This window comes from Variovorax sp. P2_H12, assembly GCF_056403395.1.
The window spans coordinates 191,779-203,415 of sequence record NZ_JBFUFO010000029.1 but is presented as its reverse complement, the minus strand read 5'-3'; the positions used below and the strand labels follow the sequence as shown (position 1 = coordinate 203,415).

Sequence of the window (11,637 nt, the reverse complement as noted above, 5' to 3'; positions counted from 1 at the left end):
GCGCCCACTGCCGCATGGCTGAAGCCCATCCTGTAGGCCTCTTCCTCGAACATCTTGAAGGTGTCGGGATGCACGTAGCGGCGCACCGGCAGGTGGCTGTTGCTGGGCGACAGGTACTGGCCGATGGTCAGCATGTCGATGTCGTGCGCGCGCATGTCGCGCATCACCTGCAGGATCTCCTCGTCGGTCTCGCCCAGGCCGACCATGATGCCGCTCTTGGTCGGAACCTGAGGGTGCAGCGCCTTGAACTTCTTCAGCAGGTTGAGGCTGAACTGGTAGTCGCTGCCCGGGCGCGCTTCCTTGTAGAGGCGCGGCGCGGTTTCCAGGTTGTGGTTCATCACGTCGGGCGGCGCGGCCTTGAGGATCTCGAGCGCGCGATCGTCGCGGCCGCGGAAGTCGGGCACCAGGATCTCGATCTGGGTCAGCGGCGAAAGCTCGCGGATGTTGCGGATGCAGTCGACGAAATGCTGGCTGCCACCGTCGCGCAGGTCGTCGCGGTCGACGCTGGTGATCACCACGTACTTGAGGCGCAGCCGGGCGATGGTCTTSGCGAGGTTCAGCGGCTCGTCGGTGTCGAGCGGATCGGGCCGGCCGTGGCCGACGTCGCAGAACGGGCAGCGCCGGGTGCACTTGTCGCCCATGATCATGAAGGTGGCGGTGCCGTTGCCGAAGCACTCGCCGATGTTGGGGCAGGAGGCTTCCTCGCAGACCGTGTGCAGGTTGCTTTCGCGCAGGATCTGCTTGATCTCGTAGAAGCGGGTGGTCGGCGAGCCGGCCTTGACGCGGATCCACTCGGGCTTCTTGAGCACCTCGCCCTGCACCACCTTGACCGGGATGCGCGACAGCTTGGCCGCGGCCTTCTGCTTGGCGAGGGGGTTGTAGCTTTCGGGTCCTTGGGCGTCGCGGACAACGTCGAGTGTGCTCATGGCTTCTCTTTGACGGGGCTCAGGGCGCGAGGTAGATGCCGAGCTTGCTGCCCAGCACCTGCGCGGCTTCGTCCCAGGTTGTTTGAACGCCGATTGTAGAAAGGTCGACGGTTTGGAGCCCCGCGTAGCCGCAAGGGTTGATGCGCGTGAAGGGTTCCAGGTCCATCGCCACGTTGAGCGCGACGCCGTGGTAGGTGCAGTGGCCGCTGACCTTGATGCCGAGCGCGGCGATCTTGCCGAGGCCGCGGAAGGGGTCCGCGAGGTGCCGCGGCCCGGTCAGCGCGGCATGCGAAAACGGATCGTCCAAGCGCACGTAGATGCCGGGCGCGCCGGCAACCCGGTGCCCCGTGACCTCGAAATGGGCCAGCGTGCGGATCACGGCTTCCTCGATCCGGTACACGTATTCCTTCACGTAGTAGCCGGCCCGCTTCAGATTGATCAGGGGATAGGCCACCACCTGGCCGGGACCGTGGTAGGTCACCTGGCCGCCGCGGTCGGTCTGGATCACCGGGATCTCGCCGGGGTTCAGCACATGGTCGGCCTTGCCCGCCAGGCCCTGGGTGTAGACCGGCGCATGCTCGCAGAGCCACAACTGGTCGGGGCTGTCGGCGCTGCGGTCCAGCGTCGCCTGCCGCATCGCCGCGTAGGTCGGGGCGTAGTCGACGCGGCCGAGCAGCCGCGTCTCGAGCGCAGCGATCAGAGCACCACCTTCACCATCGGGTGGCTCGACAGGGCCCGGTAGAGGTCGTCGAGCTGCTCGCGGCTGGTGGCCGTGACCGTGATCGTCACGCCCAGGTAGTTGCCGGCCTTGCTGTTGCGCAGTTCGACGGTCGTGGCGTCGAACTGCGGATCGAACTGCTCGGCGATCTGCGTCACGGCGTGCACGAAGCCGTCGGCCTTCGCGCCCATCACCTTGATCGGGAACTTCGAGGGGTACTCGATCAGCGATTCCTTGCGGGCGTCGAGCGGGGCGTCGGGTGCGGTGGTCATGCGGGAACTCCTTGGTCTTGGGGGCTGCGGGCCTTGGCCCGCTGGTAGCCGGCGTAGAGCGCCTGGTAGATCGGGCCGGGGCTGCCGGCGCCGATGCTGCGGCCGTCGAGCGTGACCACCGGCAGCACTTCCTTGCTGGCGGAAGACAGCAGCAGTTCGTCGGCACCGAAGACCTCGTCGCGGGCGATGCGGCGCAGCGTGAAGGGGATGCCGGCGTCGGCGCAGAGGCGCTCGATCAGACCGTAGCGAATGCCCGCAAGCACCCACTGGTCCTTGGGCGGACCGCTCACGACGCCATCCTTCACGATCCAGACGTTGCTGGAAGAGGCCTCGCTGAGCCCCTCGTCTCGGAACATGATGGTTTCCGCGGCGCCGGCCTCGACGCTGATCTGGCGCGCCAGCACCGCGCCGAGCAGGCTGGTGGTCTTGATGTGCGCCTTCTGCCAGCGGAAGTCGGGCGCGCTCACGCAGGCGACGCCCTTGGCGCGCACCGCATCGGCGACCGGCTTCATGGGGTTCACCATCACGAATACCGTCGGCTGCAGGCCCTGCGGCATCGCATGATCGCGCGGCGCCACGCCGCGCGTGACCTGGATGTAGATGCCCTGCATGCCCGCGCGCTGCGCGGGTGCCGCGGCGTCGACCAGCCGCATGGCGATCGCGCGCCACTGCGCCGCGGAGAGCGGATTGCGGATCTGGAGCTCGGCCAGCGAACGCTCGAGCCGCGCCATGTGTTCGTCGAAGCAGAAGGGCTGGCCGCCGTAGGCGGGCACCACCTCGTAGACGCCGTCGCCGAAGATGAAGCCGCGATCGAGCACGCTGATCTTGGCGTCGCGCAGCGGCGTGTAGCTGCCGTCGAGGTAGCAGAGGGCGTCGGGGAGGGCGTCGGCGATCGGGTGCATAAGGAATTATGGTGGGGGCGCTCGGGCCTTTCCCAAGCGGCTTGCGGATGCCTCGGCGCATGCCAAGGGAACTTTTCCCCCTCCGCCGTGCGGGCTGGCGGAATGCCATGGGTTTTTACTTATAATCAATGGCTTTGTAGAAATTCTGGGTCGTCATCCGGGCTTCATTCGAAATGAAAACAATCGCCCGCAACGCATCGAGGGAAGTCCCCGAGGATGTCAACGATCCGGAAGACGACTTCAAGCCGCTGACTGCCGAGGAGGCCCAGCGGCTGCGCGACAGGAAGCCGTTGATCTCGCCGTGGCGCGTGATCGCGATTCAGGTCGTGGCGGGCTTGCTGGTGGCGTTGGCCGCCTGGGGTCTGACGGGGAGGCAAAATCTGGGATGGTCCGCCGGATACGGCGCGCTGGCGGTGGTCATTCCCGCTGCGGTGTTCGCGCGAGGGCTGACCGGACGCTTTGCGTCCCTGAATCCGGGCACTGCGGTGTTCGGGTTCTTTTTGTGGGAAATGGTCAAGATGGCCTTGACGGTGGCGATGCTGATCGCCGCGCCAAGGCTGATTACGGCGCTGAGCTGGCCGGCGATGCTGGTGGGCTTGGTGGTGACAATGAAGGCGGCTTGGGTGGCAGTGATGCTGGCCCCCAGGCGCCTGAAACTTTGAGACGAGTAACGGATGGCTGCTGAAAACGCTGCGGAACACGGTATGACCGCTGGTGAATACATCGTTCACCACTTGACGCATCTGCAGAGCTCCAAGCCTGCAGGTGTAGCCGATCTCTCCGTCTTCAACTACGACTCGCTCTTTTTCTCGATCCTGCTCGGCATCCTCGGCTGCTGGATCCTCTGGCTGGCCGCCCGCAAGGCCACCTCGGGCGTCCCGGGCCGCTTCCAGGCCGCGGTCGAGATCCTGATCGAGGTCGTCGACCAGCAGGCCAAGGGCATCGTCCACAACGCCCAGAGCCGCAAGTTCGTCGCCCCGCTGGCGCTGACGATCTTCGTGTGGATCTTCATGCTCAACGCGATGGACTTGTTTCCGGTCGATCTGTTCCCGGCCATCTGGGCGCAGATCTTCGGCATCGCCGGTGGCGACCCGCACCATGCTTATATGCGTGTCGTGCCGACCGCCGACCTCTCGGTGGCCATGGGCCTGTCGGTGTCGGTGCTGCTGATCTGCCTGTACTACAACATCAAGATCAAGGGCCTCGGCGGCTGGGTCCACGAACTCTTCACGGCGCCTTTCGGCAACCACTGGGCGCTGTACCCCTTCAACTTCGCCATGCAGATGATCGAGTTCGTCGCCAAGACGGTCTCGCACGGCATGCGTTTGTTCGGCAACATGTATGCCGGCGAACTGATCTTCCTGCTGATCGCCCTGATGGGCGGCGCCTGGACGCTGTCCGCCACCGGCATCTTCCTGGCGCTCGGCCACATCATCGCGGGCACGGCCTGGGCCATCTTCCACATCCTGATCATCACGCTGCAAGCGTTCGTGTTCATGATGCTGACGCTGGTCTACATTGGCCAGGCGCACGATCATCACTGATCATCTGTTTTCGTTTTTTCTTTTCTCTTCAACCAAAGTCCTCTAGGAGTCATCATGGAAGTTATCAGCTTTGTCGCATTGGCCGCCGGCCTGATCATCGGTCTGGGCGCTGTCGGTGCATGTATCGGCATCGGCATCATGGGCAGCAAGTACCTCGAGTCGGCTGCGCGTCAACCCGAGCTGATGGGCGAACTGCAAACCAAGATGTTCCTGCTGGCTGGTCTGATCGACGCCGCGTTCATTATCGGTACCGGTATCGCGCTGTGGTTCGCAACGGCCAACCCGTTCCTCTCGCAAATCGCCAACCTGCCGAAGTAATCGGGTCCAGGCTTTCTCGTCGAACCCATGTCGTTCTGCGCTGAATGGCCTCGGATTCATTCCCAAAGAGAGGGTGAAAAGTGAGCATTACCGGTACCCTGATCGTCCAGATGATCGTGTTCCTGATTCTTGTCGGGTTCACGATGAAGTTTGTGTGGCCGCCGATCGCCAAGGCGTTGGACGATCGTGCCCAGAAGATCGCCGATGGCCTCGCCGCCGCCGACCGTGCCAAGAGCGAACTGTCCGCCGCCAACAAGCGCGTGGAAGTCGAACTCGGCCAGGCGCGCAACGAGTCCGCCCAGCGTCTTGCCGATGCCGAACGTCGTGCGCAGGCCATCGTTGAAGAGGCCAAGGGCCGCGCCACGGAAGAGGGCAACAAGATCGTTGCGGCCGCCCGTGTCGAAGCCGAGCAGCAAGCCGTGAAGGCGCGCGAGTCCCTGCGCGAGCAAGTCGCCGCGCTGGCCGTCAAGGGCGCCGAGCAGATCCTGCGCAAGGAAGTGAATCCGGCCGTCCACGCCGATTTGCTGGCCCGCCTGCAGACCGAACTCTGATCACGCCATGGCCGAACTCGCCACCATCGCACGTCCCTACGCCGAAGCGCTGTTCCAGGCGTCCTCGTCGGACCTGCGCGCCACCGGCGCCTGGCTCGACGACGTCGCGGCCATCGCCGGCAACCCCGATCTGCTTCAGTTCGCGGACAACCCCAAGGCCACGCCCGAGCAGGTGCTCGGTGTTGTCGCCAGCGCGCACGGTTCGCCGCTGCCGCCGCACGCGAACAACTTCCTGCTGGCACTGCTCGAGAACGGCCGCTTCACCGCGCTGCCCGAGATCGCCAAGCAGTTCCGCGCGCTGGCGAACGCGCAGGCCGGCTCGTCGGATGCCGTGGTGTACAGCGCCTTCCCGATCGACGGCGCCGCCCTGGCCAACATCTCCGCCACGCTCGAAAAGCGTTTCGGCCGCAAATTGCAGTTCACGGTCCAGCAGGACCCGTCGCTCATCGGCGGCATTCGTGTGGTCGTCGGTGACGAAGTGCTCGACACCTCCGTCAAAGCGCGCCTTGAACAAATGAAAGTTGCGCTGGCAGCCTGAAGGCCGCCAGCCCCTTACAAAGAAAGAAGGAAAGAGTCATGCAACTCAATCCCGCAGAAATTTCCGAACTGATCAAGAGCCGCATCGAGGGTCTCGGCGTCAGCGCGAACATCCGCAACGAAGGCACCGTGGTGTCGGTGACCGACGGCATCGTGCGCGTGCACGGCCTGTCGGACGCGATGCAGGGCGAAATGCTGGAGTTTCCGCCGTCGCCTGACGGCTCGCCGTCGTTCGGCCTGGCGCTGAACCTCGAGCGCGACTCGGTCGGCGCCGTGATTCTGGGTGAGTACGAGCACATCTCCGAAGGCGACACCGTCAAGTGCACGGGCCGCATCCTGGAAGTGCCGGTCGGCCCCGAGCTGATCGGCCGCGTGGTGAATGCCCTGGGCCAGCCGATCGACGGCAAGGGTCCGATCAACGCCAAGATGACCGACGTGATCGAGAAGGTCGCCCCGGGCGTGATCGCCCGCCAGTCGGTCGACCAGCCGATGCAGACCGGCCTGAAGTCGATCGACTCGATGGTGCCGATCGGCCGTGGCCAGCGCGAGCTGATCATCGGCGACCGCCAGACCGGCAAGACCGCCGTGGCGATCGACGCGATCATCAACCAGAAGGGTCAGAACATGACCTGCGTCTACGTCGCGATCGGCCAGAAGGCTTCGTCGATCAAGAACGTGGTGCGTTCGCTGGAACAAGCCGGCGCGATGGAATACACCATCGTGGTCGCCGCCTCCGCTTCGGAATCGGCCGCCATGCAATACGTCAGCGCCTACTCGGGCTGCACGATGGGCGAATACTTCCGCGACCGCGGGCAAGATGCGCTGATCGTCTATGACGACCTGTCCAAGCAAGCCGTGGCCTACCGCCAGGTCTCGCTGCTGCTGCGCCGTCCGCCAGGCCGCGAAGCCTACCCCGGCGACGTGTTCTATCTCCACAGCCGCCTGCTCGAGCGCGCAGCCCGCGTCAATGCCGACTACGTCGAAGCCTTCACCAAGGGTGAAGTCAAGGGCAAGACCGGTTCGCTGACTGCACTGCCGATCATCGAAACGCAAGCCGGCGACGTGTCGGCCTTCGTTCCGACCAACGTGATCTCGATCACCGACGGCCAGATCTTCCTGGAAACCAGCCTGTTCAACGCCGGCATCCGTCCCGCCATCAACGCCGGTATCTCGGTGTCGCGCGTGGGTTCGTCGGCACAGACGAAGATCATCAAGGGCCAGTCGGGCGGTATCCGTACCGACCTGGCGCAGTACCGTGAACTGGCTGCGTTCGCGCAGTTCGCCTCCGACCTCGACGAAGCGACCCGCAAGCAGCTCGACCGCGGCGCCCGCGTGACCGAACTGCTCAAGCAGTCGCAATACAGCCCGCTGCCCATCTCGCTGATGGGTGCCACGCTGTTCGCGGTCAACAAGGGCTTCATGGACGACGTCGAAATCAAGAAGATCCTGTCTTTCGAGCACGGCCTGCACCAGTTCCTGAAGTCCAGCCATGGCGCGCTGCTCGACAAGATCGAACAGTCCAGGGCGCTCGACAAGGACGCCGAAGCCGAACTGAACACGGCGGTTGCCGCGTTCAAGAAGTCGTTCGCCTGATCGACGACCAAGGAAGGAACGCTCATGGCAGCTGGTAAGGAAATCCGCGGCAAGATCAAATCGGTGGAGAACACCAAGAAGATCACCAAGGCCATGGAAATGGTCTCGGTTTCCAAGATGCGCAAGGCGCAGGAACGCATGCGCGCCGCCCGCCCCTACAGCGAGAAGATCCGCAACATCGCGGCCAATCTCGGCCAGGCGAACCCGGAGTACACGCACGCCTTCATGAAGACGAGCGACGCCAAGGCGGTCGGCTTCATCGTCGTCACCAGCGACAAGGGCTTGTGCGGTGGCTTGAACACCAACTTGCTGCGTGCGGTGACGGCCAAGTTGCGCGAGGCGCAGAGCGCCGGCAGCGCGATCGAGTCGGTCGCCATCGGCAACAAGGGCCTGGGTTTCCTGAACCGCATCGGCGCCCGCGTCGTCGCGCACGTCACGCAACTGGGCGACACGCCGCACCTCGACAAGCTCATCGGGCCGGTCAAGACGCTGCTCGACGCCTACGCCGAGGGCAAGATCTCGGCCGTGTACCTCTGCTACACCAAGTTCATCAACACCATCAAGCAAGAGCCGGTGGTGGAGCAGCTGCTGCCCTTGGCCGCGGACACGCTTCGCACCGAATCGGGCCATCACTCGTGGGACTACATCTACGAGCCCGATGCCCAAAGCGTGATCGACGAACTGCTGGTGCGCTATGTCGAATCGCTGGTGTACCAGGCGGTGGCCGAGAACATGGCCTCCGAGCATTCGGCGCGGATGGTGGCCATGAAGGCGGCGACCGACAACGCCGGCAACGTGATCGACGAGCTCAAGCTGGTCTACAACAAGACCCGCCAGGCCGGCATCACCAAAGAGCTGTCGGAGATCGTCTCGGGCGCCGCGGCGGCCGCGGGCGTCTGAGCCCCTCGGCCCTCAACAGATTTAAATTTTTATCGGAGCAGACATGGCTCAAGCAGAAGCAGTTCAAGGCAAGATCGTTCAATGTATCGGCGCCGTGGTCGACGTGGAATTCCCGCGCGACAAGATGCCGAAGATCTACGACGCCCTCAAGTTCGAAGGCAGCGCACTGACCCTCGAAGTGCAGCAGCAGCTCGGCGACGGCGTGGTTCGCACGATTGCGCTCGGTTCTTCCGACGGCCTGCGCCGCGGCCTGATCGTGACCAACACGCAAGCCCCGATCACCGTGCCCGTGGGCAAGGCGACGCTGGGCCGCATCATGGACGTGCTCGGCGCGCCGATCGACGAGCGTGGCCCGGTCGACCAGACGCTGACCGCCTCGATCCACCGCAAGGCCCCCGCGTACGACGAACTCTCGCCCTCGCAGGACCTGCTGGAAACCGGCATCAAGGTGATCGACCTGGTCTGCCCGTTCGCCAAGGGCGGCAAGGTGGGCCTGTTCGGCGGCGCCGGCGTCGGCAAGACCGTGAACATGATGGAGCTCATCAACAACATCGCCAAGGCGCACTCGGGCCTGTCCGTGTTCGCCGGCGTCGGTGAGCGCACCCGCGAAGGCAACGACTTCTATCACGAGATGGCCGACTCCGGCGTCGTGAACCTCGAGAACCTCGGCGAGTCCAAGGTGGCCATGGTCTACGGCCAGATGAACGAGCCCCCGGGCAACCGTCTGCGCGTGGCACTGACCGGCCTGACCATCGCCGAGTCGTTCCGCGACGAAGGCCGCGACGTTCTGTTCTTCGTCGACAACATCTACCGCTACACGCTGGCCGGTACCGAAGTGTCGGCACTGCTGGGCCGGATGCCTTCCGCCGTGGGCTACCAGCCCACGCTGGCCGAGGAAATGGGTCGTCTGCAAGAGCGGATCACGTCGACCAAGGTCGGCTCGATCACCTCGATCCAGGCCGTGTACGTCCCCGCCGACGACTTGACCGACCCGTCGCCCGCCACCACCTTCGCCCACCTGGACTCCACCGTGGTGCTGTCGCGCGACATCGCTTCGCTCGGTATCTACCCCGCCGTGGACCCGCTGGACTCGACCTCGCGCCAGCTCGACCCGCTGGTCGTCGGCGAAGAGCACTACAACGTGGCCCGCGCCGTGCAGGGCACGCTGCAGCGCTACAAGGAACTGCGCGACATCATCGCCATTCTGGGCATGGACGAACTGGCACCCGAAGACAAGCTGGCCGTGGCCCGCGCACGGAAGATCCAGCGCTTCCTGTCGCAGCCCTTCCACGTCGCCGAAGTGTTCACCGGCTCGCCCGGCAAGTACGTGCCGCTGAGCGAGACCATCCGCGGCTTCAAGATGATCGTGAACGGCGAAGCCGACCACCTGCCGGAACAAGCGTTCTACATGGTGGGCAGCATCGACGAAGCGTTCGAAAAGGCCAAGAAGGTCGCTTAAGGAATCCCCATGGCAGGCACCATTCACGTCGACGTGGTCAGCGCCGAGGAGTCGATCTTCTCCGGCGAGGCCAAGTTCGTCGCGCTCCCCGGCGAAGCCGGCGAGCTCGGCATCTACCCGCGCCACACGCCGCTGATCACGCGCATCCGCCCCGGCGCGGTGCGCATCGAAACGGCCGACGGCGGCGAGGAATTCGTCTTCGTGGCCGGTGGCATTCTCGAAGTGCAGCCCACCACGGTGACCGTGCTGTCCGACACCGCGATCCGCGGCAAGGACCTCGACGACGAGAAGGCGAACGCCGCCAAGACCGCCGCCGAAGAGGCACTGAAGAACGCCAAGACCGACATCGACATCGCGCTGGCTCAGTCGGAACTGACGGTGATGGCTGCTCAGCTGGCAGCGCTGCGCAAGTACCGCCAGAAAAAGTAGCTCGCCCCCAGGTTGGCTCACTTCGTGTAGCCGCCCACCCCCTACCGGGGGCAACACCAGCGGCCCGGCAAAGCCGGTTCCGCGGTGTTTCTGGAAAAGAAAGCCGCCTTCGGGCGGCTTTTGCGTTTGGGGAAGCAGCGAGACTCCACTTCGACTTTTATTTGGCCGAAGTTCAGACTTGTTGGGCTGAAGCGCCGGCTCTAGTATTCGCTTCGCTGCACGGCTCACGGGCCGGTAGCACCGAAGAACGATGACGGAGACATGCACTTGGCCCCCTGGAGCCGATTGACCGCGGACGAGATGCTTCTGCTGGAGACCACGTTCTGGTCGGCCGGCGGGTCGCGCCATGGCATTGCCGAGCAGCTCGGCTTCTCCAAGAGCAAGGCCAATTCATTGATCGCCGGCCTGGTCGAGCAGGGCCTGCTCGCCGAAGCGGGCCTGCAGCGATCGTCCGGCGGACGCCGGCCCGAAAACCTCCGGCTGCATGCTGGCCTCGGTGTCGTGGTGGGTGTCGACATCGGCGCCACCAGCCTCGATGTCGCGGTGCTCGGGCTCGACCTCCAGGTGCTCGTGCATCACGCGGAAACGGCCGATGTGCGCGAAGGTCCGGGCGTGGTGCTGGCGCGCGTGCGCGTGCTGGTGCGCGAACTGCTCGCCCGGGTCGGCTTCGAGGCCAGGCAGGTGCTCGGCATCGGCATCGGGGTGCCGGGCCCGGTCAACTTCGACATCGGGCAGCTGGTGAATCCGCCGCTGATGCCGGCCTGGGACAGTTTCTCGATCCGGGACTACCTGCGCGAGGACTACGCCGCGCCGGTGTTCGTCGACAACGACGTCAACCTGATGGCGCTCGGCGAACTCTGGCGGCTGAAGCGGTCGCTTTCCAACTTCCTGGTCATCAAGGTCGGCACCGGCATCGGCTGCGGCATCGTCTGCCACGGCGAGGTGTACCGCGGCGCCGCCGGCTCGGCGGGCGACGTCGGCCACATCTGCGTCGACCAGGAGGGCCCGCGCTGCCATTGCGGCAACCTGGGCTGCGTCGAGGCGATGGCGGCCGGCCCGGCTATCACGCGGATGGCGGTGCAGGCCGCCGAAGCCGGCGAGAGCGCCGCGCTGGCCGAGTGCCTGCGGGTGCAGGGCCGCATCGAGGCCGTCGACGTCGGCCAGGCCAGCCGTGCCGGCGACGCTGCCGCCAATGCCATCGTGCAACGCGCCGGCAGCCTGATCGGCCAGATGCTGGCGTCGATCGTGAACTTCTTCAATCCGTCGCACGTCTTCATCGGCGGCGGCATCACGCGCATCGGTCCGCTGTTCCTCGCCGCCGTGCGGCAAAGTGTCTACCAGCGCTCGCTGGCGCTGTCGACGCGGCACCTGGAGATCCAGTACACGCCGCTGGGTGCGCAGGCCGGCTTGATCGGCGCCGGCGTGCTCGCCATGCAGGAGACGCTCAAGGTGCGCGGGGTGGCGCCATGAGCGCCGCCCGGCCGCCCG

The 11,637-nt window shown here is 65.2% G+C and carries 14 protein-coding genes; 10 read left to right on the top strand and 4 right to left on the bottom strand.

Features of this window, described 5'->3' with window-relative positions; translation table 11 throughout:
* From lipA to AC1DYK_RS22925, 4 genes are all read right to left on the bottom strand, one after another.
* Positions 1–926: lipoyl synthase (gene lipA / locus AC1DYK_RS22940; protein WP_478168400.1), on the bottom strand; the 926-nt coding region annotated here is incomplete at its 3' end.
* Positions 927–945: 19 nt separating this feature from the next.
* Positions 946–1,623, bottom strand: a complete 678-nt coding sequence (gene lipB, locus AC1DYK_RS22935; RefSeq protein ID WP_478168405.1) for a lipoyl(octanoyl) transferase LipB — start codon at positions 1,621–1,623, stop codon at positions 946–948.
* Positions 1,623–1,916: a YbeD family protein gene (locus tag AC1DYK_RS22930; protein WP_478092021.1), complete on the bottom strand. Its 294-nt coding sequence runs from the start codon at positions 1,914–1,916 to the stop codon at positions 1,623–1,625. The genes lipB and AC1DYK_RS22930 overlap by 1 nt, the downstream gene beginning before the upstream one ends.
* A complete protein-coding gene (locus tag AC1DYK_RS22925; protein ID WP_478168399.1) occupies positions 1,913–2,818 on the bottom strand; it encodes a D-amino acid aminotransferase in 906 nt (301 codons plus the stop codon). The genes AC1DYK_RS22930 and AC1DYK_RS22925 overlap by 4 nt, the downstream gene beginning before the upstream one ends.
* Positions 2,819–2,991: 173 nt before the next feature.
* Between AC1DYK_RS22925 and AC1DYK_RS22920 the strand changes: the two genes are divergently transcribed.
* The 10 genes from AC1DYK_RS22920 to AC1DYK_RS22875 all read left to right on the top strand — a co-directional run bounded on the left by AC1DYK_RS22920 (position 2,992) and on the right by AC1DYK_RS22875 (position 11,619).
* Entirely contained in the window at positions 2,992–3,480 is a 489-nt protein-coding gene (locus AC1DYK_RS22920) for an ATP synthase subunit I (protein ID WP_478168398.1), read from the top strand.
* A gap of 12 nt (positions 3,481–3,492) precedes the next feature.
* The gene (atpB, locus tag AC1DYK_RS22915; protein WP_478168397.1) at positions 3,493–4,362 is read left to right on the top strand and encodes a F0F1 ATP synthase subunit A; all 870 of its coding nucleotides are present in this window, start codon (positions 3,493–3,495) and stop codon (positions 4,360–4,362) included.
* A 54-nt stretch (positions 4,363–4,416) separates the two neighbouring features.
* A complete protein-coding gene (gene atpE / locus AC1DYK_RS22910) occupies positions 4,417–4,680 on the top strand; it encodes a F0F1 ATP synthase subunit C (RefSeq protein WP_019657641.1) in 264 nt (87 codons plus the stop codon).
* Positions 4,681–4,760: 80 nt separating this feature from the next.
* Complete coding sequence (locus AC1DYK_RS22905) at positions 4,761–5,231, top strand: F0F1 ATP synthase subunit B (RefSeq protein WP_478168396.1); 471 nt, start codon at positions 4,761–4,763, stop codon at positions 5,229–5,231.
* 7 nt (positions 5,232–5,238) lie between these two features.
* Positions 5,239–5,769, top strand: coding sequence for a F0F1 ATP synthase subunit delta (locus tag AC1DYK_RS22900; RefSeq protein WP_478168395.1), 531 nt, complete (start codon positions 5,239–5,241; stop codon positions 5,767–5,769).
* Between the two features lie 38 nt (positions 5,770–5,807).
* Complete coding sequence (gene atpA, locus AC1DYK_RS22895) at positions 5,808–7,361, top strand: F0F1 ATP synthase subunit alpha (RefSeq protein ID WP_478168394.1); 1,554 nt, start codon at positions 5,808–5,810, stop codon at positions 7,359–7,361.
* Between the two features lie 24 nt (positions 7,362–7,385).
* Positions 7,386–8,261 (top strand): F0F1 ATP synthase subunit gamma, encoded by an 876-nt coding sequence (gene atpG, locus AC1DYK_RS22890; RefSeq protein ID WP_478168393.1) that lies wholly within the window; start codon positions 7,386–7,388, stop codon positions 8,259–8,261.
* Between the two features lie 43 nt (positions 8,262–8,304).
* On the top strand, positions 8,305–9,720 hold the full coding sequence (gene atpD / locus AC1DYK_RS22885; protein WP_478168392.1) for a F0F1 ATP synthase subunit beta: 1,416 nt from the start codon (positions 8,305–8,307) through the stop codon (positions 9,718–9,720).
* Between the two features lie 9 nt (positions 9,721–9,729).
* On the top strand, positions 9,730–10,149 hold the full coding sequence (locus tag AC1DYK_RS22880) for a F0F1 ATP synthase subunit epsilon (protein WP_478168391.1): 420 nt from the start codon (positions 9,730–9,732) through the stop codon (positions 10,147–10,149).
* Between the two features lie 300 nt (positions 10,150–10,449).
* Positions 10,450–11,619: an ROK family protein gene (locus AC1DYK_RS22875; protein ID WP_478168404.1), complete on the top strand. Its 1,170-nt coding sequence runs from the start codon at positions 10,450–10,452 to the stop codon at positions 11,617–11,619.
* Positions 11,620–11,637: the final 18 nt, after the last annotated feature.

What these genes read in the sequence shown, in the direction of transcription:
- AC1DYK_RS22930 (WP_478092021.1), bottom strand. Translation starts at nt 1,916, where the DNA reads ATGACCACCGCACCCGACGCCCCGCTCGACGCCCGCAAGGAATCGCTG.
- AC1DYK_RS22925 (WP_478168399.1), bottom strand. Translation starts at nt 2,818, where the DNA reads ATGCACCCGATCGCCGACGCCCTCCCCGACGCCCTCTGCTACCTCGAC.
- AC1DYK_RS22920 (WP_478168398.1), top strand. Translation starts at nt 2,992, where the DNA reads ATGAAAACAATCGCCCGCAACGCATCGAGGGAAGTCCCCGAGGATGTC.
- atpB (WP_478168397.1), top strand. Translation starts at nt 3,493, where the DNA reads ATGGCTGCTGAAAACGCTGCGGAACACGGTATGACCGCTGGTGAATAC.
- atpE (WP_019657641.1), top strand. Translation starts at nt 4,417, where the DNA reads ATGGAAGTTATCAGCTTTGTCGCATTGGCCGCCGGCCTGATCATCGGT.
- AC1DYK_RS22900 (WP_478168395.1), top strand. Translation starts at nt 5,239, where the DNA reads ATGGCCGAACTCGCCACCATCGCACGTCCCTACGCCGAAGCGCTGTTC.
- atpA (WP_478168394.1), top strand. Translation starts at nt 5,808, where the DNA reads ATGCAACTCAATCCCGCAGAAATTTCCGAACTGATCAAGAGCCGCATC.
- atpG (WP_478168393.1), top strand. Translation starts at nt 7,386, where the DNA reads ATGGCAGCTGGTAAGGAAATCCGCGGCAAGATCAAATCGGTGGAGAAC.
- atpD (WP_478168392.1), top strand. Translation starts at nt 8,305, where the DNA reads ATGGCTCAAGCAGAAGCAGTTCAAGGCAAGATCGTTCAATGTATCGGC.
- AC1DYK_RS22880 (WP_478168391.1), top strand. Translation starts at nt 9,730, where the DNA reads ATGGCAGGCACCATTCACGTCGACGTGGTCAGCGCCGAGGAGTCGATC.
- AC1DYK_RS22875 (WP_478168404.1), top strand. Translation starts at nt 10,450, where the DNA reads ATGCTTCTGCTGGAGACCACGTTCTGGTCGGCCGGCGGGTCGCGCCAT.